This is a genomic window from Proteiniborus sp. MB09-C3, assembly GCF_030263895.1.
GTDB lineage: Bacteria > Bacillota > Clostridia > Tissierellales > Proteiniboraceae > Proteiniborus.
Genome location: NZ_CP127161.1, coordinates 1,131,504 through 1,157,026, shown reverse-complemented (window position 1 = coordinate 1,157,026; position 25,523 = coordinate 1,131,504). Strand labels below are relative to the sequence as shown.

Annotated in this window: 20 protein-coding genes, 2 pseudogenes and 1 other annotated feature; of the genes and pseudogenes, 1 reads left to right on the top strand and 21 read right to left on the bottom strand. The window is 34.3% G+C overall.

Going from position 1 to position 25,523, the window contains the following annotated elements:
* Nucleotides 1-343: 343 nt before the first annotated feature.
* The 20 genes and pseudogenes from tuf (QO263_RS05420) to QO263_RS05325 form a co-directional block, all read right to left on the bottom strand.
* Nucleotides 344-1,537, bottom strand: a complete 1,194-nt coding sequence (gene tuf / locus QO263_RS05420) for an elongation factor Tu (protein WP_285627297.1) — start codon at nt 1,535-1,537, stop codon at nt 344-346.
* Between the two features lie 58 nt (nt 1,538-1,595).
* Nucleotides 1,596-3,662 carry an elongation factor G gene (gene fusA, locus QO263_RS05415; protein ID WP_285627328.1) on the bottom strand — a complete coding sequence of 689 codons (2,067 nt, stop codon included), beginning with the start codon at nt 3,660-3,662 and terminating at the stop codon, nt 1,596-1,598.
* A gap of 80 nt (nt 3,663-3,742) precedes the next feature.
* The gene (gene rpsG / locus QO263_RS05410; RefSeq protein ID WP_285627326.1) at nt 3,743-4,213 is read right to left on the bottom strand and encodes a 30S ribosomal protein S7; all 471 of its coding nucleotides are present in this window, start codon (nt 4,211-4,213) and stop codon (nt 3,743-3,745) included.
* A gap of 140 nt (nt 4,214-4,353) precedes the next feature.
* Nucleotides 4,354-4,770, bottom strand: coding sequence for a 30S ribosomal protein S12 (rpsL, locus tag QO263_RS05405; protein ID WP_285627323.1), 417 nt, complete (start codon nt 4,768-4,770; stop codon nt 4,354-4,356).
* Nucleotides 4,771-4,795: 25 nt separating this feature from the next.
* Complete coding sequence (locus QO263_RS05400) at nt 4,796-5,038, bottom strand: ribosomal L7Ae/L30e/S12e/Gadd45 family protein (RefSeq protein ID WP_285627320.1); 243 nt, start codon at nt 5,036-5,038, stop codon at nt 4,796-4,798.
* A gap of 139 nt (nt 5,039-5,177) precedes the next feature.
* On the bottom strand, nt 5,178-8,690 hold the full coding sequence (gene rpoC, locus QO263_RS05395; RefSeq protein WP_285627317.1) for a DNA-directed RNA polymerase subunit beta': 3,513 nt from the start codon (nt 8,688-8,690) through the stop codon (nt 5,178-5,180).
* Between the two features lie 41 nt (nt 8,691-8,731).
* On the bottom strand, nt 8,732-12,442 hold the full coding sequence (gene rpoB / locus QO263_RS05390) for a DNA-directed RNA polymerase subunit beta (protein WP_285627315.1): 3,711 nt from the start codon (nt 12,440-12,442) through the stop codon (nt 8,732-8,734).
* Between the two features lie 723 nt (nt 12,443-13,165).
* Nucleotides 13,166-13,543: a 50S ribosomal protein L7/L12 gene (rplL, locus tag QO263_RS05385; RefSeq protein WP_502928697.1), complete on the bottom strand. Its 378-nt coding sequence runs from the start codon at nt 13,541-13,543 to the stop codon at nt 13,166-13,168.
* Between the two features lie 29 nt (nt 13,544-13,572).
* Entirely contained in the window at nt 13,573-14,070 is a 498-nt protein-coding gene (gene rplJ / locus QO263_RS05380; protein WP_285627312.1) for a 50S ribosomal protein L10, read from the bottom strand.
* 32 nt (nt 14,071-14,102) lie between these two features.
* Nucleotides 14,103-14,238 (bottom strand) — a sequence feature (ribosomal protein L10 leader region).
* A 43-nt stretch (nt 14,239-14,281) separates the two neighbouring features.
* Nucleotides 14,282-14,980 carry a 50S ribosomal protein L1 gene (gene rplA / locus QO263_RS05375; protein WP_285627310.1) on the bottom strand — a complete coding sequence of 233 codons (699 nt, stop codon included), beginning with the start codon at nt 14,978-14,980 and terminating at the stop codon, nt 14,282-14,284.
* A 49-nt stretch (nt 14,981-15,029) separates the two neighbouring features.
* Nucleotides 15,030-15,455, bottom strand: a complete 426-nt coding sequence (gene rplK, locus QO263_RS05370) for a 50S ribosomal protein L11 (protein WP_285627308.1) — start codon at nt 15,453-15,455, stop codon at nt 15,030-15,032.
* 95 nt (nt 15,456-15,550) lie between these two features.
* On the bottom strand, nt 15,551-16,078 hold the full coding sequence (nusG, locus tag QO263_RS05365; RefSeq protein WP_285627305.1) for a transcription termination/antitermination protein NusG: 528 nt from the start codon (nt 16,076-16,078) through the stop codon (nt 15,551-15,553).
* Nucleotides 16,079-16,122: 44 nt separating this feature from the next.
* Nucleotides 16,123-16,335, bottom strand: coding sequence for a preprotein translocase subunit SecE (secE, locus tag QO263_RS05360; protein WP_285627303.1), 213 nt, complete (start codon nt 16,333-16,335; stop codon nt 16,123-16,125).
* Between the two features lie 36 nt (nt 16,336-16,371).
* On the bottom strand, nt 16,372-16,521 hold the full coding sequence (gene rpmG / locus QO263_RS05355; RefSeq protein WP_285627300.1) for a 50S ribosomal protein L33: 150 nt from the start codon (nt 16,519-16,521) through the stop codon (nt 16,372-16,374).
* A 266-nt stretch (nt 16,522-16,787) separates the two neighbouring features.
* The gene (gene tuf / locus QO263_RS05350; protein ID WP_285627297.1) at nt 16,788-17,981 is read right to left on the bottom strand and encodes an elongation factor Tu; all 1,194 of its coding nucleotides are present in this window, start codon (nt 17,979-17,981) and stop codon (nt 16,788-16,790) included.
* A gap of 370 nt (nt 17,982-18,351) precedes the next feature.
* Entirely contained in the window at nt 18,352-19,383 is a 1,032-nt protein-coding gene (locus QO263_RS05345) for a hypothetical protein (protein ID WP_285627292.1), read from the bottom strand.
* 3 nt (nt 19,384-19,386) lie between these two features.
* A complete protein-coding gene (locus QO263_RS05340; protein WP_285627290.1) occupies nt 19,387-20,160 on the bottom strand; it encodes a radical SAM family protein in 774 nt (257 codons plus the stop codon).
* Between the two features lie 552 nt (nt 20,161-20,712).
* Nucleotides 20,713-21,846 (bottom strand): annotated as a pseudogene (locus tag QO263_RS05335) (IS3 family transposase).
* 574 nt (nt 21,847-22,420) lie between these two features.
* Entirely contained in the window at nt 22,421-23,035 is a 615-nt protein-coding gene (locus QO263_RS05330) for a transposase (protein ID WP_285627287.1), read from the bottom strand.
* A gap of 127 nt (nt 23,036-23,162) precedes the next feature.
* On the bottom strand, nt 23,163-23,705 hold the full coding sequence (locus QO263_RS05325; RefSeq protein WP_285627284.1) for a hypothetical protein: 543 nt from the start codon (nt 23,703-23,705) through the stop codon (nt 23,163-23,165).
* A 325-nt stretch (nt 23,706-24,030) separates the two neighbouring features.
* Between QO263_RS05325 and QO263_RS19125 the strand changes: the two genes are divergently transcribed.
* Nucleotides 24,031-24,192: a hypothetical protein gene (locus QO263_RS19125; RefSeq protein ID WP_285627281.1), complete on the top strand. Its 162-nt coding sequence runs from the start codon at nt 24,031-24,033 to the stop codon at nt 24,190-24,192.
* A gap of 83 nt (nt 24,193-24,275) precedes the next feature.
* On the opposite strand, the pseudogene QO263_RS05315 reads toward QO263_RS19125, so the two are convergent.
* Nucleotides 24,276-25,521, bottom strand: a pseudogene (locus QO263_RS05315) (IS110 family RNA-guided transposase).
* Nucleotides 25,522-25,523 lie beyond the last annotated feature (2 nt).

The window sequence follows — 25,523 nt, the reverse complement described above, 5'->3', positions numbered from 1 at the left end:
TTTAATTTACATGCAACAATGAGTGCCGATACACTCAACCGGGTGTTTTGTGGTTTTTTGTGCACAGCTATCCCTTGTCGCCCGAGTCTAAGCCGGACATTCTCCGCAAAAATTACCTTATTTTATTGTAAATAAGCAACCTCTTGCTTCATCGCATGTCAACTACATACCACAATATTTTATATCATATTGGGCCAAAACTCAAGTATTAATTTTAATTTTTTTGATATTTTTTAAAAATATTTTTATGATTTTTATTCTTTCCAATTTATTAACATATTAGACATTAAAAGAAGGGGATGCCCCCTCTTTTAATGTAATATATATCTTTATGTCGTTTTAACTATTTTGCTATCTCAGCTACGACTCCAGCTCCTACTGTTCTTCCACCTTCACGAATTGAGAATTTTAATCCTTCTTCCATTGCGATTGGTGTTATTAGTTCTATTGTAAATGTTGCGTTATCTCCTGGCATTACCATCTCTACGCCTTCTGGTAGCTTGATTGATCCTGTTACGTCTGTTGTTCTGAAGTAGAATTGTGGTCTATAGCCATCAAAGAATGGTGTATGTCTTCCACCCTCTTCTTTTGTTAGTACGTATACCTCTGCTTTGAATTTTGTATGTGGTATTATACTTCCTGGCTTTGCTAGTACTTGACCTCTTTCTATTTCACTTCTTTGTACTCCTCTTAGTAATGCTCCTATGTTATCTCCTGCTTGTGCTTCGTCTAACATCTTTCTGAACATTTCTACTCCTGTACATACTACTGTTCTTGGTTCGTCTGTTAAGCCTACTATTTGTACTTGGTCTTGTACTTTTAATATTCCTCTTTCTACTCTTCCTGTTGCTACTGTTCCTCTTCCTGTGATTGTAAATACGTCTTCTACTGGCATTAGGAATGGCTTATCTGTTGCTCTTACTGGAGTTGGGATTGTTGCGTCTACCGCTTCCATTAATTCCAATATTTTGTCTCCCCATTTTCCGTCTGGGTCTTCTAATGCTTTTAATGCTGATCCTACTATTATTGGTGCATTGTCTCCATCAAATTCATATTCTGAAAGTAATTCTCTTACTTCCATTTCTACTAGTTCGATTAGTTCTTCGTCATCTACCATGTCAGCTTTGTTTAGGAATACTACTATTGTTGGTACTCCAACTTGTCTTGATAGTAGTATATGCTCTCTTGTTTGTGGCATTGGGCCATCTGCTGCTGAACATACTAGTATTGCTCCGTCCATTTGTGCTGCTCCTGTTATCATGTTCTTAACGTAGTCAGCATGGCCTGGACAGTCAACGTGTGCGTAGTGTCTATTTGGTGTTTCATACTCTACGTGTGATGTTGATATTGTAATTCCTCTTTCTCTTTCTTCTGGTGCTTTGTCTATGTTTGCATAGTCAATGAATTCGCCTGTGCCATATCTTTTGTTTAATACTGCTGTGATTGCTGCTGTTAATGTTGTTTTACCATGGTCAACGTGTCCTATTGTTCCAATATTAACGTGTGGCTTATTTCTTTCATATTTTGCTTTTGCCATTTTTTTATTCCTCCCTACTAAAACAAATTTATATATTAAAATAATAAAATACTAAACATTATTTATTAATAATTTTTTCAGCTAAGCTGTTTGGTACTGCCTCATAATGGTCAAATTGCATTGTATATGTTCCACGACCTTGAGTTTTAGAACGAAGATCAGTCGCATATCCAAACATTTCTGCTAGAGGCACAAATCCTCTTACAACTTGTAATCCATTTCTTGATTCCATACCTTCTATTCTACCTCTTCTTGAGTTAAGATCACCTATTACGTCTCCCATATACTCTTCTGGCATAACAACTTCGACCTTCATATATGGCTCAAGAATTACAGGATTTGCTTTTTTCATACCATCTTTAAATGCCATTGAACCTGCTATTTTAAATGCCATTTCTGATGAGTCAACCTCATGGTATGATCCATCATATAGAGTTACTCTAAAGTCAAGAACTTCATATCCTGCAAGAACACCATTTTGCATAGCTTCCTGTATACCATTGTCAACAGCTGGAATATACTCTTTCGGTATAACTCCACCAGTGATTTTATTCACAAATTCATAGCCTTCGCCTGGTTGTCTTGGTTCCATTCTAATCTTAACGTGTCCGTACTGTCCACGTCCACCAGATTGTCTAGCATATTTTGATTCAACTTCAACTTGTTTAGTTATAGTTTCTTTATATGCAACCTGTGGATTACCTACATTAGCTTCTACTTTAAATTCTCTAAGAAGTCTGTCAACAATAATTTCTAGGTGCAATTCACCCATTCCTGCTATTATTGTTTGACCTGTTTCTTGATCTGTATAAGCTTTAAATGTTGGGTCCTCTTCTGACAATTTAGCTAAAGCTATTCCCATTTTATCTTGGCTTGCTTTAGATTTAGGCTCTATAGCTACTCTAATAACTGGCTCTGGGAATTCCATAGATTCTAATATTATAGGACTATCCTCAGCACAAAGAGTATCTCCTGTTCCTGTATCCTTTAGTCCTACTGCAGCTGCAATATCTCCAGCATAAACTCTATCTAATTCTTCCCTTTTATTCGCATGCATCTGTAATATACGGCCTATTCTTTCTTTTTTGCCCTTTGTTGAGTTCAATACATATGAGCCTGATTCCAATACTCCTGAGTAAACTCTAAAAAAAGCAAGTTTACCCACATATGGATCTGCCATAATTTTAAATGCTAATGCTGCAAAAGGTTCCTCGTCTGAAGATACTCTTTCTTCAACTTCTTCTGAACCTGGTTTAACTCCTGTTATGTTTGGTACGTCTGTAGGTGCAGGCATATATTCAACTACTGCATCAAGAAGTGGTTGAACACCTCTATTTCTATATGCTGAACCGCATAAAACTGGAGTTACTTTACATGCAATTGTAGCACTTCTTATCGCACTCTTTATTTCATCAATGCTAATTTCTTCACCTTCAAGGTATTTCATCATTAGCTCTTCATTCTCGTCAGCTACAGCTTCTATTAGCGCTTCTCTATATTCCTTTGCTAAATCCACCATCTCTGCTGGAACATCTACTATTTCATATTCTTTTCCTAGTTCGTCTTTGTATATTCTAGCTTTCATATTAACTAGGTCAATCATACCTACAAAATCACTTTCTGAACCTATTGGTAGCTGTACAGGTACGGCATTAGCCTTTAATCTTTCCTTCATCATATCTACTGCTCTAAAGAAATCGGCACCTGTAGTATCCATTTTATTTACAAAAGCCATACGTGGAACATTGTATTTGTCTGCTTGGCGCCATACTGTTTCTGATTGTGGTTCCACACCGCCTTTTGCACAAAAAACTGCTACTGCGCCATCGAGAACACGAAGAGATCTTTCTACCTCAACGGTAAAATCCACGTGTCCTGGTGTGTCTATGATATTTATCCTATGACCATTCCATTGAGCTGTGGTTGCTGCAGAAGTTATTGTGATTCCTCTTTCCTGTTCTTGCTCCATCCAATCCATTGTAGCGGAACCTTCATGAGTTTCGCCTATTTTATGAGTTCTACCTGTATAGAATAGTATTCTTTCAGTAGTAGTCGTTTTACCTGCATCTATGTGAGCCATTATACCAATATTTCGAGTTTTTTCTAAAGAAAATTCTCTAGGCACAGTAATCCTCCTTTCTGTTACTTATTTTATTTTTTTTACTTTTATTCAACTTTGATTTTAACCATAAATATCTATATTTATTACCATCTGTAATGTGCAAAAGCTTTATTAGCTTCAGCCATTTTATGAGTATCTTCTCTCTTTTTAACGCTCGCACCTGTGTTGTTAGCTGCATCCATGATTTCCTTAGCTAGTTTTTCACTCATAGTTTTTTCTCCTCTTTTTCTAGAGTATTCTGCTAGCCATCTCAATCCTAAAGTTTGTCTTCTATCTGGTCTAACTTCAATTGGCACTTGGTATGTTGCCCCACCAACACGTCTTGCCTTTACTTCAAGTACAGGCATTATGTTGTTAAAGCCTTTGTAGAAAACTTCTAGTGGGTCTTCACCTGTTTTTTCTCCTATGAAATCAAAGGCATCATACACTATTCTTTGTGCTACACCTTTTTTCCCATCGAGCATGATTTGATTTATTAATTTTGTAACTACTTTATCCTTATATATTGGATCTGGACTAACTTGTCTTTTTGGAATATGTCCTTTTCTTGGCACTATTCTTCCCTCCTTAAACATTTAAGATTAATTCATAGGTACTCGACATTTGAAGCTTGTCGTCAGCGCACTAAAATGCATTTATATAAACAGCCTTTAGCTCATGACGCTAAAACCCCGCATTTCCGTACCTGGCAGCATTATTTTTTCTTAGGTTTCTTTGCACCATATTTTGACCTGGATTGCATCCTCTTGTCTACACCAGCTGAGTCTAATGTTCCTCTAATGATATGGTATCTAACCCCTGGTAAGTCTTTAACCCTTCCACCTCTTATAAGAACAACACTATGCTCTTGTAAGTTATGGCCTATACCTGGGATGTAAGCATTAACCTCTAAACCATTTGTAAGTCTAACTCTGGCAATCTTTCTTAAAGCGGAGTTAGGTTTCTTAGGTGTTACAGTTCTAACTGCTATACATACCCCTCTTTTTTGTGGAGAATTAACCTTAGTTGTTCTTTTCTTTAGAGAGTTTAATCCTACTCCTAAGTGAGCTGATTTAGATTTGTAGACAACTTCTTCTCTACCTTTTTTTACTAATTGGCTAATTGTTGGCATCGAAGCACCTCCTTCCAAAATTTAACTATTTCAAAATCGCAGCAACTGCTGCACTTACATCAATACCACAGGCCTTACCTAATTCCTTCATACTTGAAGCGTAGATAATTTCTATAGATTTTTCATTGCATAAATGAATAATGTCCTGTACTACTTTAGGCTCTGCGTCTTCTGCAATATATACTGTTTGAATTTCACCATTATTTATTGCTCTTCTGGCCTGCTTTATACCAACAACCTTTTTAGTATCTTTAAGATTAGTTAGCATTTTAGTTTCCTCCTTCATTTAACATCCAGAAGATTATGAGGCTAAAGCCTCATAATCTTCATTGATTCAAAAGAGTCAACCTGCAATTTTACACACTTATATATTTTAACATCTGTTATAACGAGTGTCAACATTTATATTATTCAAGGCTTATTTCTTCCTCTGCTTCTTCATCCTCACGCTTCAGAGCAATATCCTTATATTTTCTCATACCAGTACCTGCTGGTATAAGTTTACCAATAAGCACATTTTCCTTTAATCCTATTAGCCCATCCTCTTTTCCTTTTATTGCTGCTTCTGTCAGTACTCTTGTAGTTTCTTGGAAGGATGCAGCTGATAAGAAGGATTCAGTGGCTAATGATGCCTTGGTAATTCCTAGTAATACTCTTCTTCCTACTGCTGGTTTTCCTAGTCCCTCTTCTATTTTCCCATTTGTCTCTTCAAAATCAAATATATTTACTAATCCACCTGGAAGAAAATCTGTATCACCTGAATCTTCAATCTTAACTTTATTTAACATCTGTCTAACTATAACCTCAATGTGTTTGTCGTTTATATCAACACCTTGCATTCTGTAAACTCTTTGAACTTCTTTTACAAGATATGATTGAACTCCAGAAATCCCTTTTATTTTTAATATATCATGTGGGTTAACTGAACCTTCAGTTATTTCATCTCCAGCCTCAATAAAATCTCCAGCTTTAACTTTTAATCTAGAACCATATGGTATAGTATATGTTCTTGCTTCACCATCTGCAGCAGTTACTATTGCTTCTTTCCTTCTTTTTGACTCATTCAATGAAACAGTACCTGAAATCTCTGTAATGATAGCAAGACCTTTTGGTTTTCTAGCTTCAAAAAGCTCTTCAACCCTTGGAAGACCTTGAGTAATATCTGCTCCAGCAACTCCACCTGTATGGAAGGTACGCATTGTAAGCTGAGTACCAGGCTCACCTATAGATTGGGCTGCTATGATTCCTACTGCTTCTCCAATATTTACTATATGTCCAGTAGCAAGATTTCTTCCATAGCATTTTGAACATACTCCATGTCTTGTTTTACATCCTAATACAGATCTTGCCCTGACCTCTTCAATTCCAGAAGCGACAATTCTATCTGCTGCTCCTTCGGTGATTAGTTCTCCTGCTTTTACAATTACTTCACCTGTATTTGGATCTGCTATATCATCGAATGCATATCTGCCTTCAATTCTATCCCATAAGTCTTCTATAACTTCTCTTCCATCTTTAAATGCTTTAATTGTTACATAGTGATCAGTTCCACAATCGTCTTCTCTTACTATTACATCCTGGCTAACATCAACTAGCCTTCTTGTCAAATATCCTGAGTCAGCTGTTCTTAAAGCCGTATCTGCAAGACCTTTTCTAGAGCCGTGTGTTGAAGTAAAGAACTCAAGTACTGTAAGTCCTTCTCTAAAGTTTGCTCTAATAGGCTGCTCAACAGTTTTACCCGAAGCATTTGCCATAAGGCCCCTCATACCTGCAAGCTGTCTAATCTGATTTTTACTACCTCTTGCTCCTGACTGAGCCATTATGAATATATTGTTAAGAGGATCTAGATTATCCATAAGTGCTTCAGTAACCTGTTCTGTCGTTCTATTCCAAACCTCTATAACTCTTTCATATCTTTCTTCGTCTGATATAAGTCCTCTTCTATAGGATTTTTCATATTTATCGACTTTTTCTTCTGCTTCAGATATCAGTATTTCTTTTGCTTCAGGAACTACTATATCATCAATACTTACTGTAATAGCACCAATTGTAGAAAAATGGAATCCAGTTGCCTTAATATTATCTAGTACTACTGCTGTTATTGTATTTCCATGTTTTCTGAAGCATTTTTCTATGATTATCCCTAACTTTTTCTTATCTACAATATCATCTATTTCTAAAGAGTATTTGTCTTTCTCTCTATCTACAAATCCTAAATCTTGTGGAATGTTTTGGTTAAATATAAATCTACCTACTGTACTTTCTACTAGCTTGCCTCTGTCGTTTTCATCAAGCTTTACTCTGACTTTAACTCTGGAATGTAGATCTATTGCCCCATCATAATATGCAAGAAGCAATTCATCGTAGTCTTTAAAAATCATTCCTTCGCCTGGTTCTCCTGGTTTTTCTACAGTCAAATAATAGCTTCCTAATACCATATCCTGAGTAGGAGTTGTAATAGGTTTGCCATCCTTTGGCGCAAGAATATTGTTCACTGATAGCATAAGGAATCTTGCCTCTGCTTGTGCTTCCATAGAAAGAGGCACGTGAACAGCCATTTGGTCTCCATCAAAGTCTGCGTTATAAGCTGTACATACAAGTGGATGCAGCTTAATTGCCTTACCCTCTACAAGAATTGGTTCAAAAGCTTGAATTCCAAGTCTATGTAGAGTAGGGGCACGGTTTAATAGTACTGGATGTTCTTTTATAACTGAATCTAATACATCCCATACAACTGGCTTAACCTTTTCTACCATTCTCTTTGCACTCTTGATATTATGTGCATGGCCTTCATTTACTAATCTCTTCATTACAAATGGCTTAAATAGTTCCAATGCCATCTTCTTAGGAAGTCCACACTGATAAAATTTAAGCTCTGGTCCAACAACTATAACAGAACGTCCTGAATAGTCAACTCTCTTACCAAGAAGGTTTTGTCTAAATCTTCCCTGTTTACCTTTTAACATATCAGACAATGATTTTAATGGTCTGTTACCAGGTCCTGTTACAGGTCTTCCCCTTCTTCCATTGTCTATCAAAGCATCCACAGCTTCTTGAAGCATTCTCTTTTCATTTCTAACTATAATATCTGGAGCACCTAAATCCAACAGTCTTTTTAATCTGTTATTTCTATTTATTACTCTTCTATAAAGATCGTTTAAATCTGATGTCGCAAACCTGCCGCCGTCAAGCTGTACCATAGGTCTTAGGTCTGGTGGAATAACAGGTATTACATCCAATATCATCCATTCAGGCTTATTTCCTGATTGTCTAAAAGCTTCTACGACTTCTAGTCTTCTTATGATTCTAATCTTCTTTTGTCCTGAACTTTCTTTTAGCTGAGTTCTTAGGTCCTTTGCTTCTCCTTCTAAATCTATTTTAGATAGAAGCTCTTTTATTGCCTCAGCTCCCATAGAAGCTTTAAATCTTCTGCCATATTTATCAATAGCATCTCTATATTCTTTTTCACTTAATAGTTGTTTTTCAGAAAGAGATGTATCACCAACATCTATTACTACATAAGAAGCAAAATAGAGAATCTTCTCCAAAGCTCTAGGGGACATATCTAATATAAGTCCCATTCTACTTGGTATACCTTTAAAATACCAAATATGAGAAACTGGAGCAGCAAGCTCTATGTGCCCCATTCTTTCTCTTCTTACTTTAGCCTTTGTGACTTCAACTCCACACCTGTCACAAACTACTCCTTTGTACCTTACTCTCTTATATTTTCCACAATGGCATTCCCAGTCTTTTGTAGGTCCAAATATTTTCTCACAAAATAGACCTTCTTTTTCAGGCTTTAAGGTTCTATAATTTATGGTTTCAGGCTTTTTTACTTCTCCTTTTGACCATTGTCGTATTTTTTCAGGTGATGCTAAACCAATCCTGATTGAATCAAAATTATCAAGCTCGAACAAGGGGCTTTCTCTCCCTTCATAAAATTAGTTTAAGTCTAAAACTAGTCATCGAAATCTTCATCAAACAATTCATCATCTTCAAAGATGAACTTATCATCGTCAGATTCCTCACTTTCAAGATCTTCCTCAACATTTTCTACATTAGTCTCATCATAATCATTATAATATTCACTTTCAAACTCGCTATCTTTATCTTCCACATCGAAGCCAATATTTAAATCGCCAATTTCATCATCTACTGATTCTTTGATTTCTATTTCCTTATCATCAGTTATTACTTTAACATCTAATGCTAAACTTTGCAGTTCTTTTATAAGAACCTTAAATGATTCTGGAATTCCTGGTTCAGGAATATTCTCTCCTTTAACTATTGCTTCATATGTCTTCACACGTCCTACTACGTCATCCGATTTAACTGTCAATATCTCTTGAAGAGTATGGGAAGCACCATAAGCCTCTAATGCCCATACCTCCATCTCACCAAATCTCTGGCCACCAAACTGAGCTTTACCTCCTAATGGCTGTTGAGTAACTAGAGAATAAGGGCCTGTAGATCTAGCGTGAATTTTATCATCAACTAAATGGTGAAGCTTAAGCATATACATGTATCCAACTGTAACTGGATTGTCAAAGGCCTTTCCTGATCTACCGTCTCTAAGGTTTATTTTTCCGCTTTCTGGATATCCCACGTCCTTTAAAGCATCCCATATATCATTTTCATTAGCTCCATCAAATACTGGAGTAGCAACATGCCAGCCTGCTTTTTTTGCAGCTAATCCTAGATGTACCTCCAATACCTGACCAATGTTCATACGAGAAGGAACTCCCAGTGGATTAAGAACAACCTCTAGTGGTGTTCCATCTGGCAAGAAAGGCATATCCTCTTCAGGAAGAATCCTAGAAACAACACCCTTATTACCATGCCTACCACACATCTTATCTCCAACATTGATTTTACGTTTTGTTGCTATATATACTCTGACAAGTTGATTGACTCCTGGAGGTAATTCATCTCCATTTTCCCTTGTAAATACTTTTACATCTACAATTATTCCTGTCTCTCCGTGAGGCACTCTCAGTGAAGTATCTCTAACTTCCCTAGCCTTTTCACCAAATATTGCTCTTAATAATCTTTCTTCAGCAGTAAGCTCTGTCTCTCCCTTTGGTGTAACCTTGCCTACTAATATGTCATTTGCTTCAACCTCTGCACCTATTCTGATAATTCCTCTTTCATCCAGGTCCTTTAATGAATCTTCTCCCACATTTGGTATATCTCTTGTAATCTCTTCTGGTCCAAGCTTTGTATCTCTAGCCTCTGATTCATACTCTTCTATGTGAACTGAGGTTAATATGTCTTCTCTTACAACCTTTTCATTCAACAAAATAGCATCTTCGTAGTTATAGCCTTCCCATGTCATAAATCCAATAAGTAGGTTTTTACCAAGTGCAATTTCGCCTTGATCTGTTGAAGGACCGTCTGCTATAACCTGACCTTTTTTAACTCTTTCATGCTTTCTTACAATAGGTCTTTGATTTATACATGTTCCTTGGTTTGAACGTTTAAACTTCAACAGTTTATATTTATCTATTTGTCCGTCTTCATCTCTTCTTATTAATATTTCATCTGTTGCTACCCTAAGGACAACTCCAGCATTTTTTGCAACTGATACTACTCCTGAATCCTTTGCAGCTCTATATTCCATTCCTGTACCTATAATTGGAGCTTCTGTTTTTAATAGCGGTACAGCCTGACGCTGCATGTTTGCACCCATCAGCGCTCTATTGGCGTCATCATTCTCCAAAAATGGTATCATAGCAGTAGCCACAGCAACTATTTGCTTAGGTGATACGTCCATGTAATCCACTTCGTCTACTGGTACTACTTCAATGCTTCCATATTTCGCTCTAGCTAGTGCTCTTTTATTGACAAACTTACCTTCAGCATCTAATGGCTCATTTGATTGGGCAATGATAAATTCATCTTCAACATCTGCCGTTAAGTAATCAATCTCATTTGTGACTACTCCAGCTTCTTTGTCAACTCTTCTATATGGTGCCTCTATAAATCCATAGTCATTTATTCTAGCATAGGTAGTAAGCGACGTGATAAGTCCGATGTTTGGTCCTTCAGGTGTTTCTATAGGACACATTCTTCCGTAGTGTGAGTGATGAACGTCTCTTACTTCAAAGCCGGCTCTATCTCTACTAAGTCCTCCCGGGCCTAATGCTGACATTCTTCGTTTATGTGTGAGCTCTGCTAATGGGTTTGTTTGATCCATGAACTGTGATAACTGGCTGCTACCAAAGAATTCCTTTATAGCTGCGGCAACTGGTCTGATGTTAATTAAAGCCTGTGGTGTAACTACATCTATATCTTGAATAGTCATTCTTTCTCTGACTACTCTTTCCATCCTTGATAAACCTATTCTAAATTGGTTCTGCAAAAGCTCTCCTACAGAACGAAGTCGCCTGTTTCCAAGGTGATCTATATCATCAGTATTTCCAATGCCAAAAAATAGATTGAATTCATAATTAACTGATGCTATTATATCTGAATTTATTATATGCTTTGGAGATAGCTCTCTGATTCTTTCTTTTATAGCTTCTTTTAGTTCCTCGGTTTTTCCGTGCTTTTCTATTAATTCCTTCATCACTGGATAATATACTTTCTCTTTTAGTCCAATATCCTCAACAGAAAAAGGCAGATTAAATGCTTTAATGTTTACGAAATGATTACCCATAACTCTTACAGTCTTGTTATCATCAGTTAATACATCTACAACATTTATACCTGCATTCTCTATTTCAATAGCCTTTTTCCTAGAAATCTTTTCATTTTTTTCTGCTAAGATTTCTCCTGTATTTTCATCAACTATCGTGTTAGCGGCTCTTCTATTTGCGATTCTATTGTAAAGAGATAGCTTTTTATTAAATTTATATCTACCAACTTTAGCTAAATCATATCTTTTCGGGTCAAAAAATAGTGTATTAATAAGTGATCTAGCACTATCTACTGTTGGCGGCTCGCCTGGTCTAAGCCTTTTATATATTTCAAGTAATCCTTCATCATGTGTTTTTGTACTATCCTTTTCAAGGGTTTTTAAAACCTGTTCAGTTTCACCTAAAAGTTCTAAAATTTCTGCATTAGAACCATATCCTAATGCCCTAAGTAAAATAGTAAGGGGAAGTTTTCTAGTTCTATCTACTCTAACATATACTACATCATTTGAGTCGCTTTCGTATTCTAACCAAGCACCTCTATTAGGTATTACAGTGGAAGAATACAGTCTTTTACCTGTCTTATCTATGTCTTCAGCAAAATAAACTCCAGGTGATCTAACCAACTGGCTTACTATTACCCTCTCTGCTCCATTGATTATGAAGGTTCCCTTTTCTGTCATTAAAGGGAAATCTCCCATAAACACTTCTTGTTCTTTAACCTCTCCCGTTTCCTTATTGATTAGTCTAACCTTAACTTTTAGTGGTGCAGCAAAATTAACATCTCTTTCTTTAGACTCTTCTTCTTCATATTTTGCTTCATCACCAATACTATAATCAACAAACTCTAAAATTAGATTTCCTGTGTAATCTTGGATTGGAGAAATATCTTCGAATACTTCTTTAAGTCCTTCAGTAATAAACCAATCATAGGACCTTTTCTGTACCTCAATTAAATCTGGTAGTTCTAGAACCTCATCAATCCTAGAATAGCTCATACGAACCCGTTTTCCATACGAAACAGGATGCACCATTATTACCACCCCTTAATAAAACTTAAGTAGTTAAAAACAAATTACCAATATTTGAAGCCCTAAGTCACAGGTTCCTAACTCCCACCGGTCGTTATGAACCTTGCCAACTCTGACAAGGATAGTACCTAAAATTCACCTTCGCTATGCTTAAGTTCATTGGGTACTACTCCCATGGTAATTTTTTGAATATAAACACACCTATTATAATATTGCCACAAACTTTATCAAATATTCAAAGTTTATGCCAAAAATCGCCTATTATGCATTTTATAATATTATCATACAAAAATATAGTTGTCAAGCATGGAAATCATCTGCTCTTATTATGTTTTTTTAACAAAAATATTTGACTACATTTTTAAAAATTCACAAATTATATAGGTATAATAATAAAAATTTATTTTCAAGCCTGACATATTATCATACCATAAGCAGTCTCGCAACACAAATTTATTTACTCGTTATCACTCCTATAAATTTGGTGCTCGTTGCATTTGACCTACCAGCGATTTCCCGACAAAAGCATTCGGAAAATCGGGTTAGGTCATAAAGCAGTCTCGCAACACAAATTTATTTACTCGTTATCACTCCTATAAATTTGGTGCTCGTTGCATTTGACCTACTATCGGTTTTCAGACAAATATATTTAGAAAATCGGCTTAGGCCATAAAAAAAGGCTTCATTGTTTTTAATGAAACCTTTTTTTATCATGTTATATGATTATTATTTTATTTCTACAGTTGCGCCTACTTCTGAAAGCTTAGCTTTCATTTGTTCAGCTTCGTCTTTTGAAGCTCCTTCTTTTAGTGTCTTAGGAGCACCATCTACTAAGTCTTTAGCTTCTTTTAGTCCTAAGCCAGTTATTTCTCTAACTACTTTGATAACCTTAATTTTTTCTCCGCCAGCACTTGCTAAAACTACATCAAATTCTGTTTTTTCTTCAGCTGCTGCACCTGCTGCTGGAGCTGCTCCGCCTGCTACCATTACAGGAGCTGCTGCACTTACACCAAATTCCTCTTCTAAAGCTTTAACTAACTCTGATAATTCTAAAACTGATAATGATTTTACGTCTTCTATTAATTTTGTGATTTTTTCACTCATTATAATATACCTCCATTTTTCATTTTTTATTAAGCTTCTTGTGGTTCTTTATCAACTATTGCTTGTATTGTTCTAGCAAACTTGGAAATAGGTGAATTCAATGCAATAACTAATTGAGTAAGTAGAACTTCTTTAGATGGTAATTCGCCTATAGCCTTAATCTTATCTACGCCTACAATTTCACCTTCAACAATACCCGCTTTAAATTCTAAGTTTTTATGTTCTTTAACAAAATCATTTGCAATTCTAGCAGGAGCTACAACATCATCTTTAGATATAGCTATAGCATTTGGTCCAACTAAAAATTCATTGAAAGCCTCGTATCCTTCTTCTTTAAATGCAAATCTCATCATTGTATTTTTGTATACCTTGTAATCTACTCCTGCTTGAGTATACTTCTTTCTTAATTCAGTAACTTCCTCAACAGTAAGGCCTCTATAATCAACAAGTACAATTGATTTTGCATCTTTAATCTTGGATCTTATTTCTTCTACGACTTGTTTCTTTTGATCTAATACTGCGCTCATTCTAGTCCACCTCCTTATTGCTTAACTTATCCTAAAAAATATAATAAGGTCCCTCCGTAGACATAGAGAGACCTTTGATTTCATAAGTAGTCATTTAGTCCATCCTCGGTAGGCAAAACATTAAACCTTTTAGGTACCTACTGTCTACGGAACATTTATAAAATTGTAACATTAGTTATAATATCAGTATATCAATATAATGTCAACAGTTTTAATCCATTATTTTTGATGAATTTATTTTAATTCCAGGACCCATTGTACTAGAAATAGTTACATTTTTTAAATATCTTCCTTTTGATGCTGCTGGTTTAGCTTTAATAACTGCATCCATCAAAGTATTGAAATTATCTTTTAATTTATCTGTTCCAAATGATACTTTTCCTATTGGAACGTGAATTATATTAGTTTTGTCAACTCTGTATTCAACTTTACCAGCTTTAATATCATTAACTGCTTTTTCAACATCAAAAGTAACTGTTCCTGATTTTGGGTTTGGCATTAAACCTTTTGGTCCTAATACCCTACCTAATCTTCCTACTACACCCATCATATCAGGTGTTGCTACAACAACATCATAATCAAACCAGTTTTCTGATTGAATCTTAGTTACAAGTTCTTCTGCACCTACATAATCAGCGCCTGCATTTTCTGCTTCTTTAGCTTTATCGCCTTTAGCAAATACTAAAACTTTTCTTGTTTTACCAGTACCATGTGGTAAAACTACAGCACCTCTAACTTGTTGATCTGCGTGTCTTGAGTCTACCCCAAGTCTTATATGCAATTCTACAGTTTCATCAAATTTAGCCTTTGCTGTTTTTTGTGCAAGTTCAATAGCTTCATTTACATCATAAAAGTTTTCTTTATCTATTAGCTTTGAACTCTCTTGGTAGTTTTTACCCTTCTTTGCCATTTCATATTCCTCCTTGTGGTATTAGCGGTTGTTACCTCCCACTTAAAAATTATTCTTCAACAACAATTCCCATACTTCTTGCAGTTCCTGCTACCATGCTCATAGCAGCTTCTATACTGCCTGCATTTAAGTCTGGCATTTTAATCTCTGCAATCTCTCTAACCTTAGCTTGTGATATTTTTGCAACTTTTGTTTTGTTTGGCACTCCGGAGCCTGATTCTATTCCTACTGCTTTTTTTAGCAATACTGCTACCGGAGGAGTCTTAGTTATGAATGAGAAAGATCTATCTTGGTAAACTGTTAAAACAACTGGAATTATCATACCAGCTTGATCAGCAGTTTTTGCATTGAATTCTTTTGTAAACTGCATGATATTTACACCATGAGGTCCTAAAGCTGTACCTACTGGTGGTGCTGGAGTTGCTTTACCAGCTGGAATTTGTAATTTAACCATAGCTATAACCTTTTTTGCCATTTTTACACCTCCTTACTATGTCGGAAAAGCCTAAAGGCTAATCCATATGTGTCTAATAATCTATCTATAATAAAGCATATGCTTTGTTACCAATACTATAGCCTTTCAATCTGATCAAAGTCCAACTCTACAAGTGTTTCTCTTCCAAACATAGATACAAAAACTTTGAGCTTTCTCTTCTCTATATTTACGTTTTCAACTGTTCCAATAAAGTTTTCAAAGTAACCTGATGTTATTTTTATAACCTCTCCAATATTGACGTTAACTTCAGGCAATGGCTCTTGTACTCCCAATAGTTTTACTTCTTCATTAGTAAGTGGTACAGGTTTAGATCCTGGTCCGACAAAACCAGTAACTCCTCTTGTATTCCTCACTAAATACCAGGATTCATCTGTCATTATCATTTTAACCATTACATATCCCGGAAACATCTTTCTTTCTTTGACTTTTTTCTTGCCATTTTTAGTTTCAATATATTCTTCAACCGGAACTCTTACTTCGAAAATTACGTCTTGCATTCCTCTATTTTCTACTAGCTTCTCAATATTGGCTTTAACCTTATTTTCGTGACCCGAATAGGTATGGGCTACGTACCATTTTCCTTTATCCGACTTATCTGTCATAGCTTACGGGGACCCTAATGCTAGGTCCTTCCCTCCTTCATCTTTTATCCAATTATAAATTTTAATATTTGATGTAAGCCTGAGTCAATTAGCCATACTGCTAAAGAAATAATTGTACAGATAACTAATACTACTATAGTATAGTTAATTAGCTCCTTTCTACTAGGCCAACTAACTTTCTTTAATTCAGCTCTTACTCCCTTGAAGTAGTTGCTTAATCTTTTTGTTCCCTTTTCAGCACCCGTTTGAGCCGCCATCCACTTCACATCCTTATTAAAAAGTTTTTCAAAAAACTATTTAGTCTCTTTATGGACTGTATGAGTATGACAGAATTTGCAGTATTTTTTTAGCTCAATTCTTTCAGTATTAGTTTTTTTATTTTTTATTGTATTATAGTTTCTTTGCTTACATTCTGTGCATGCCATAACAACTTTAACTCTCATCAAACACACCTCCCACGCTTAACCCAGTTAAGTCTATACAAATATAATTATTATATTGGGGCATAGTTACCCAATAATAGCTACATTATTACTTTATATAAACTATCATAAATTAAATAGTCTGTCAATAAAAAAATACAATTATAGGCAACTTATAAACGTATAATATATTCAGCCTTTAGTATTTCCACAATACTGTAATCAATACCTAATATTATCGTTCATTTCCTTAAAAAGACTAGGTCTAAAAGACCTAGTCTCTATAATTATTTTGCTATCTCAGCTACGACTCCAGCTCCTACTGTTCTTCCACCTTCACGAATTGAGAATTTTAATCCTTCTTCCATTGCGATTGGTGTTATTAGTTCTATTGTAAATGTTGCGTTATCTCCTGGCATTACCATCTCTACGCCTTCTGGTAGCTTGATTGATCCTGTTACGTCTGTTGTTCTGAAGTAGAATTGTGGTCTATAGCCATCAAAGAATGGTGTATGTCTTCCACCCTCTTCTTTTGTTAGTACGTATACCTCTGCTTTGAATTTTGTATGTGGTATTATACTTCCTGGCTTTGCTAGTACTTGACCTCTTTCTATTTCACTTCTTTGTACTCCTCTTAGTAATGCTCCTATGTTATCTCCTGCTTGTGCTTCGTCTAACATCTTTCTGAACATTTCTACTCCTGTACATACTACTGTTCTTGGTTCGTCTGTTAAGCCTACTATTTGTACTTGGTCTTGTACTTTTAATATTCCTCTTTCTACTCTTCCTGTTGCTACTGTTCCTCTTCCTGTGATTGTAAATACGTCTTCTACTGGCATTAGGAATGGCTTATCTGTTGCTCTTACTGGAGTTGGGATTGTTGCGTCTACCGCTTCCATTAATTCCAATATTTTGTCTCCCCATTTTCCGTCTGGGTCTTCTAATGCTTTTAATGCTGATCCTACTATTATTGGTGCATTGTCTCCATCAAATTCATATTCTGAAAGTAATTCTCTTACTTCCATTTCTACTAGTTCGATTAGTTCTTCGTCATCTACCATGTCAGCTTTGTTTAGGAATACTACTATTGTTGGTACTCCAACTTGTCTTGATAGTAGTATATGCTCTCTTGTTTGTGGCATTGGGCCATCTGCTGCTGAACATACTAGTATTGCTCCGTCCATTTGTGCTGCTCCTGTTATCATGTTCTTAACGTAGTCAGCATGGCCTGGACAGTCAACGTGTGCGTAGTGTCTATTTGGTGTTTCATACTCTACGTGTGACGTTGATATTGTAATTCCTCTTTCTCTTTCTTCTGGTGCTTTGTCTATGTTTGCATAGTCAATGAATTCGCCTGTGCCATATCTTTTGTTTAATACTGCTGTTATTGCTGCTGTTAATGTTGTTTTACCATGGTCAACGTGTCCTATTGTTCCAATATTAACGTGTGGTTTATTTCTTTCATATTTTGCTTTTGCCATTTTCTATTCCTCCTTAATATAAAGATTTAAAATATAGCTAATATGTATTAGCATCAGTAAATAAAAAGTGTATTCTTAGCATCTATTATGTCATAAACTAATATAGGTCATAGTAAACACATCCGGGTGTTTCGTGATATTTATGCTAAATGGAGCCCACGAACGGACTCGAACCGCTGACCTCTTGCTCACCATGCAGAGGTCTGATGTGTATTTATGCGGCTTGCAGGCTGCTTGGTTAGCTTTGTAAACATGCCATATGGGTATATTATACTATTTGGACAAATATATTTCAACTATTTATAAAATAATTTATATGTTATATTATAACAAATAAGGTAGCGCTAGTTGCTACCTTATTATCTATAGTCTATACCACCATTTTACATACGTTTACATGCTTAAGGCGCCCTATTATTTCTTCAATCTTTTCTTTGTCTTCTCCAATAAACATATTGAGATAATTGCCATTCGTGCTTTTATTTTTATATTCATATAATAACTTTTTAACGTTTTCATCCAAATCAAAATATTTGGAAATAGTAAATCCATAGGCATTAAATTTTTCTTTAATATCTTCTCCATCGCTATCAGCTCTAAATAATACGTATGCATTCTTAACTTTGTCTATATTTAATTTTTCATTTTCAATTATATTATTAAAATGTTCCATCATATTTATTATTTGTTTTCCACCCGATAAATTACAATCAATCGCAACACCAAAAAGTTTTTTATCGCTTTTGCTAGACTTCTCTAATAATTCCCAAGTCCCCTCATAATTTGTCATTAGTTCTTTATAATATTCTTTACGAGAGATTCTAGACGATGATTCGTCTTCAGGTGATTTCCTAAATACCGAAATATACTTATTTATTTCAGCAACTTTACTTCCTAATAACGGATTTCCACTTTTCGGAGTTAGTATAAAGTCAGGTGTTCTATCTATTTTCTGCTTGATGAAATCTGTATTAATTAAATGACTGATTATATAAGCCATTTTCATTAAATCTTCATCATTTTTTGATGCTTCCATTGTACTAACATAATATTTACTGCTTGTAGGTGTAATCTTTCCATACTGTATATAATTATCAAAGCATACTATATATTTAGATATTAGTTCAATTAACTTATATAAGTTTACTTTATCCTCACATAAACTATCTTCTACCCGATTTTCTCTAGAAATAATTTCTAATGCTATACATATTTCGTTAGATTTTGATGGCGAAAATCCTAATTCCTGCAAACATTTTTTAATTATTTCTTTATCATATCTTCCATAAACTAATGGAGCAAACTTACTATTAAAGGAAATCCATCCTGTCATGGCGACTATATCCCTAAGTGTTGTCAAACTTAATATAAATAAAATAATCATATTTAAGTTGATCTCCATTGTTTATGCCCCTTCTTGATTCAGTATTTGAACATTATGTATATATTTTAAAAGGTCTATATCGTTTTCAAAACTTAATGCAGATTTACTTTCTATATAACTTATTAAATTATGTTTTATTTTACTTGATTCAATAACGTTCCATACAGGTCTAGAATCTAACCAATTCACCAATCTTTGCTCATAACTGTAGTGCCTAACATATTTATCGTAAAAGTCTGTATTTTTGTTAACATATAAATCTCCTATTAATATTAGCCTCGTATATTTTAACGAATCGTCAATTATTTTATGATATTCTTCTTCACATATAAATGGTAATATTGGCTTCAATACTAAAGATGTAGGAATTCCATTCTCATAAATTTTCTTTAAAAGTTCAATTCTCTTTATATATGAAATTGTGAAGGGCTCAAGTTCACTTATCATGGAAATGTTTGTTATTGATGTGCTTATTTTTATAAAACCTTTATTTTGAGCAACAAGTCTTTCGTTAAGTTTTGAAATCCTTTTTAAAGTAAGATTACTTATGTCATTCTTAGTCGAAAAACTAATTATTATAGGAGAATTTTTATTAAAAACATAGTGTTCTAATCCTTCTATATTTTCTGAGTCTTTAAAAAATTCTCCGTCACAACATGGATAAATTATTTCGTAGTCTTCTTGGCCGTTTGATTCAATAAATAGCGGCTGTGAGTCATATGATTCCCATTGTGCAAAACAATAAGAGCAACCACTTAAACATTTTGAAGCTGTCGAAAATAATATCCTTTTCATTAAATATCCCCCTTTAATATAATGAACTGTATTTTGTCTATATAATAGACAATAAATATTCATCTTAAAATATCTTAATATCGTGTATGCAAAATGAATATATACTATTTCCTATGATTATATACTAAAACCAATATAAAAGTTTATATTTGATGACTGATTTCTAATTTTAATAATCAGCTGAACTGTATGTCATAATACATTATATTCAAAGTAAGTATAAAAAACAAACTACAAACCTTTCTTTAATATTTATTGGTTTATCATGAGTCCTTAGGGGTATAGCCAAAGTTATTTTGTTACATTCAGCTTTCTCTATTATAATATTCTAGTAGTTATTTTTATATATAGCATACTTAAATTACTATTTAATTTTTCTCCTATATCCACTTGAAAATTTAAATTTATTATATATCTATCCTAATAACTTCGAAAATTTTATTTCGTATAATTTTTGAAATTAGCATCGCGAAATCCTCGCATAAATCACTAACAATCACAACATTCTTTGGACCTATGTCAATATAGTAGACACATTTTCTCGAATAAATTTTATGCAACCCTCTTAGATTTATCTTCCCATTCTTGGGGAGTGATATAGCCTAGAGAGCTATGTATTCTTTCTCTGTTATACCATGACTCTATATACTCAAATATTGCAAGTCTAGCAACATCAAAATCGAAATATTTAACTAGATTAACTTCTTCTTTCTTCAATACTGAGTGAAAGGATTCTATACAAGCATTATCATAGGGGTTTCCCTTACTGCTAAAGGAGTGAATTAGTTTGTGCTCTTTAACATATTTTTCAAATTAATAACTTGTATATGGACTTCCTAAATCACTATGAAGAAATTATACCTTCAGCAGGTTTCTGAAGCTTATATGCATTATCTAAAGCTTTTATAGCCAATGTAGTATCTATATTTTTAGACATAGAGTATCCAACTATCTTCCTACTGCCAAGATCCATAACAGAAGCAAGATAGCACCAGCCATCTTTAATTGTATGAATATATGTAATATCAGTTACCTATTTCTGATTGATACCAGTTGTAGAGAAGTCTCTCTTGATTATATTTTCTCTATTTTCAACTTTGTTTTTTGATGAAAATGGTCTGAATTTCTTACATACTATTGATTTTATGCCTAGCTTGTTCATAAGCCTTTGAGTTCTCTTAAGACTTATAAATACACCATTAGCCCTTAATCTTTCATATATCTTTGGAGCTCCATACCGGGATTTACTAGCTTTATATATATTTAGAATTTCATTTTCTAGAAATCTATTTTCAATACTTCTTTTGCTTTCTTTTTTATTGAGGTTCTTGTAATATGAACTTCTAGATACTTTTAACACTTCACACATTAGTTTTATATCATGAATATCTTTATTGTCAGTAATGAACTTATATATTGAGCTTACTTCTTTGCAAATATGGCCATGGCTTTTTTTAATATTTCGTTTTCCTCTTCTATTCTAGCCATCTTCTTAAGCATGGCTTGATAATCAGCTTGTGTAATTGTTTTATTGTTATCTACTGCTATGGGTTCAGCTTTCTTTACCCATGTTAATATTGTAGATTTAGGTAGGCCATATTCACTATTAAGCTCAGCAAGTGTTTTACCGGAATTATAAAGTTCTACAATGGTGTTTTTATATTCTTCTGTATATCTTTTTGACATTCTAGACACTTCCTTCCTTTTCTATATTTTATAGTATTCGGAAAATCGTGTCTATAATATTATACTAACATCACTTTTCTTTTATTGTAAATATGAAAGCTTATGCTTTAATTCATCTAAAATAGAAATATATTTTTTAAATATTATAATTTGCTTTTTCATCTATTATATATTCCCAATTCTTATAATTTAGCAACTTTACCATATTTTTATTTTATAGCTTAACTTCTATAAAGTCAATCAAAATACCAGATTTCGCTTTAATCAAAAGCAAAAGCCGAGGATTACTCCCCAGTATTCATTATTTTCAATCCTTATATTCGCCTTTAAAGAACAAATTTAAAAAATGTTATTGACATTTAGTAATTATCTAGATTTTGTACAAATGAAAAACTAGTTTTTTCAAAAATATAACAGTGAAATTCTGGTATAATACTCCATAGAGCAGCTTAAAATTCGAGTTTAGGTTGTTGTAAGAACATGGAAAACCGAAAATGCGTATCAAAATAAAAGGTAAATGCCACTTTACCATATAAGGAAAACTATTCTATTTTAGATACTATGGTAAAAGTTATCATAGGAAACTTAATTGTATATACCGGGGTTCACTTAATGCATCGGTAATAAGTCTTGCTAAATGACTAATTGTTGGGATTTGAACCTCTATTCTTTTAGAGGTCCTTTTTACAAATCCTCTAATGTTCCCAACTTTTTTTATTATAACCCCTACACCTACATTTTCTAGTTCTGTACCTGCTAGAACAGTTAATTTGAAGCAACTTATCAAGTTATGAGTTATAAACACTAGCCAAAGAAATGCATAAATACCATGAAACTTTGTGGTTCTAAGATTTTTTATATGGTATACATTCTTAGCCATTTTAAAGAAGGCTTCAATGGTTTGACGTTCATTGTAAAAGTGAAATGCCTTTATTGCACTCATTTGGCTTTTTGATATATTAGTTATGAGTAAGGAGTATGTGATTTTACCGCTTTTAGAAAGGGTTTGAACAATAATCTTTCGTAACCCTGTTTCTCCGGGCAATTCATATACCCAAACTGAATTATCGGCTTGAGTATACTCGGAATATGGTATATTCTTTGCCAAGTTTGCTGCGGATTTCGTAGAATATCCTTTTGTAATAAACTTTAATCCTTTAATACTCATTAATTTTTCGATATTCTCCATAGAGCCAAAACCACTATCGGTTCTTAAGGTAAATTACCGGTATGAAGTTGATCTTGATATTTTGATAAAATATCATTTATTAGTTCATCATAATGCTCTGTGCAATGGGTATTGTCGGAATCAAGCTTCATAGCAATAGTTTCTGAGGTTTCACCCGTGAAAGCAGCAGATAACTGATAGCCTCTTTGATTTTTTTCTTGGCAAAAAAACCTTTATCAGCAAGTTCATAGGTTTTACCGTTAGCTATTAAACCTGATTGGTCGATATCTACGACCACCATTTTTGCGGAGGAGATAGAACCACTGTTATTAATAAATGTTTTGTGATGAATATCTTTAAGTTGTTTGATGTTATCATCATTCATACGAGTTAAAAGTTCATTAATTTGAGATTGGTCTGGAATTTTATCCATGCCAAACATATTTGCTACTAAAGTCTCTGGGGCGAGTTTCTCATTAATATCTTTCACGTATTCGCATCCTATGGCTATAGACATAATTATTGTAATAAGTTTCTGATAAACTGAGTAATTTACTTTTTTCATTTTCAACTTAAAACCCTCTAAAGGTTTAAAAAAGTTGATTTTTATGCCAAAATTCATAACAGCAGCAAGCCATGTGGAAGTAGTTTCTTCTTTACATTTAGCCTGAGAAAAGGTAACATTATTCATAGGATAATACCTGCCTTTCTTTAATTTTTCTCTAGTAAGAAAATTATACTTCAAGGCTTGGTATTATCCTTTAGTTATTTTTTGGAAGAATGCATATGGAATATTATTGAAACCAAAGCTGTTTCGTTTGTACGAAACTTAGGTAATTAGTCAAATCAAAAACTCACAATTTGTAGTTTTTGGCATTAAAACAAAAATTAACAATGATGCACCTATTTTAAGTGAAATAATACACGAAGGAATAGAAGATGGTTCTATTAATACGGAGTTTCCAAATGAATGTGCTGAGATATTCATGTTACTTATTAATATTTGGATAAACCCGGTGTTATTTAATCGCACTATTTCTGAAACATTAAATAGATTAAAGTTCTTACAAATATTAATGAAACAACTTGGAGTTGATATTATAAGTGATAAACTCATTAAACAGATTTTAGAAAAACATTCATATATAATGGAGGATAAGGTTGAAAAAGAAAACTAGGGATTGGCACTTCACTTAAGGGCATAGCAAACAAGCCATCTTGCGGTGGCTTCAAAAAATTGAATATATAGACAAAATTAAGGTTATTCAGTAGCTGACTTAATTCTGTAACCTTGGAATTTTGCTAATTGTATAGCCTGCTCTACAGTAATCTCGCGATTGACAGGAATAACGTCAGAGTTTCTGTAAAGTTCAGCATTGTATGGTTCATTTTTCTTCAACATGTTGTATAATGCTGTTAGAAGCATTCTTGCTATTGCAATGATTGCCTTCTTGTGACCACGACGCTTTCTTAAACGAAGGTAGCGGTTACGGATTTCTGGATGCTTTTCACTTTTAACCACAGAGTTGGCACATTGAACAAGAAGTGGTTTAATATAGCATCCAGCTTTGGAAACCCGGACAGATTTTTTCTTCCCTGCACTTTCATTGTTGGTAGGTGTAAGCCCTGCCCATGAACACAAGTGTTTCGCCGAAGGAAAAGCCTCCATATTAACACCAATCTCTGAAATGATTGTGATTGCAGAGAAGATGTTTTTAAAAGATGGAGCGGTTAGGATTAGGTCGAGTTCTTGTTGATAGGGGCTGGCGAGCACAAGAATCAGTTCTTCTAACTCTGATTTCCGGGATTCCAAATCTTCAAAGTGCTTCTTGATAATCTTTAATTTACCAGCCTGTTGCGGGGAGATATGCCCATCAACGGCGAGCTGTAATTCAGGAATTTTACCCTTCATAGAGCCGTGAATTAAAGGTTCAATATCGAATGAAGTATCTAGAGGATTTTCAAGAATCTTATTCAGAATCTTTTGAGCACTTTTACCAAAAGTGTCGGAGACAACGGAAGACAATTGAATGTTGGAAACCGTGAGACAGTTTTGAAGACGGTTCTTTTCACTGGACATAAAGCAGGTTAGTTTGTAACGATAGCGCATAAGGTCGCGTAGCTGGCGAATATCAGCAGGGGGCATAAAGCTACCGGCAACAAGATCATGCTTAAACAGGTCAGCAATCCATTTAGCATCTTTCTTGTCAGTTTTTACCACGAATAGCCTTAACGTATTTAGGATGTGCAAGCACAATAGAACAGTCTTTTTCCAAGACGTTGTACACGGGAATCCAGTATTTACCTGTAGATTCCATGCAGACATCCTTACAATTAGATTCAAGCAGCCATTGTAACAGCTCTTTCAGACCTTTGGTGTAGGTGGAAAAGCGATGGCTCTTGTAGGTGGTAACACCTTGTTTATCGGTGGAAGCGATGCAGGCTACAACAAAAGTTTTGTGAACATCAATTCCGCAGCAGATTTTGTACACGATTTTTAAAGCCATAG

Coding starts and splice junctions, on each gene's coding strand:
- tuf (WP_285627297.1), bottom strand. CDS start 1,537: ATGGCAAAAGCAAAATATGAAAGAAATAAGCCACACGTTAATATTGGA.
- rpsL (WP_285627323.1), bottom strand. CDS start 4,770: ATGCCAACAATTAGCCAATTAGTAAAAAAAGGTAGAGAAGAAGTTGTC.
- QO263_RS05400 (WP_285627320.1), bottom strand. CDS start 5,038: ATGCTAACTAATCTTAAAGATACTAAAAAGGTTGTTGGTATAAAGCAG.
- rpoB (WP_285627315.1), bottom strand. CDS start 12,442: ATGGTGCATCCTGTTTCGTATGGAAAACGGGTTCGTATGAGCTATTCT.
- rplL (WP_502928697.1), bottom strand. CDS start 13,543: ATGAGTGAAAAAATCACAAAATTAATAGAAGACGTAAAATCATTATCA.
- rplJ (WP_285627312.1), bottom strand. CDS start 14,070: ATGAGCGCAGTATTAGATCAAAAGAAACAAGTCGTAGAAGAAATAAGA.
- rplA (WP_285627310.1), bottom strand. CDS start 14,980: ATGGCAAAGAAGGGTAAAAACTACCAAGAGAGTTCAAAGCTAATAGAT.
- rplK (WP_285627308.1), bottom strand. CDS start 15,455: ATGGCAAAAAAGGTTATAGCTATGGTTAAATTACAAATTCCAGCTGGT.
- nusG (WP_285627305.1), bottom strand. CDS start 16,078: ATGACAGATAAGTCGGATAAAGGAAAATGGTACGTAGCCCATACCTAT.
- secE (WP_285627303.1), bottom strand. CDS start 16,335: ATGGCGGCTCAAACGGGTGCTGAAAAGGGAACAAAAAGATTAAGCAAC.
- rpmG (WP_285627300.1), bottom strand. CDS start 16,521: ATGAGAGTTAAAGTTGTTATGGCATGCACAGAATGTAAGCAAAGAAAC.
- tuf (WP_285627297.1), bottom strand. CDS start 17,981: ATGGCAAAAGCAAAATATGAAAGAAATAAACCACACGTTAATATTGGA.
- QO263_RS05345 (WP_285627292.1), bottom strand. CDS start 19,383: ATGGAGATCAACTTAAATATGATTATTTTATTTATATTAAGTTTGACA.
- QO263_RS05340 (WP_285627290.1), bottom strand. CDS start 20,160: ATGAAAAGGATATTATTTTCGACAGCTTCAAAATGTTTAAGTGGTTGC.
- QO263_RS05330 (WP_285627287.1), bottom strand. CDS start 23,035: ATGGAGAATATCGAAAAATTAATGAGTATTAAAGGATTAAAGTTTATT.
- QO263_RS05325 (WP_285627284.1), bottom strand. CDS start 23,705: ATGAATAATGTTACCTTTTCTCAGGCTAAATGTAAAGAAGAAACTACT.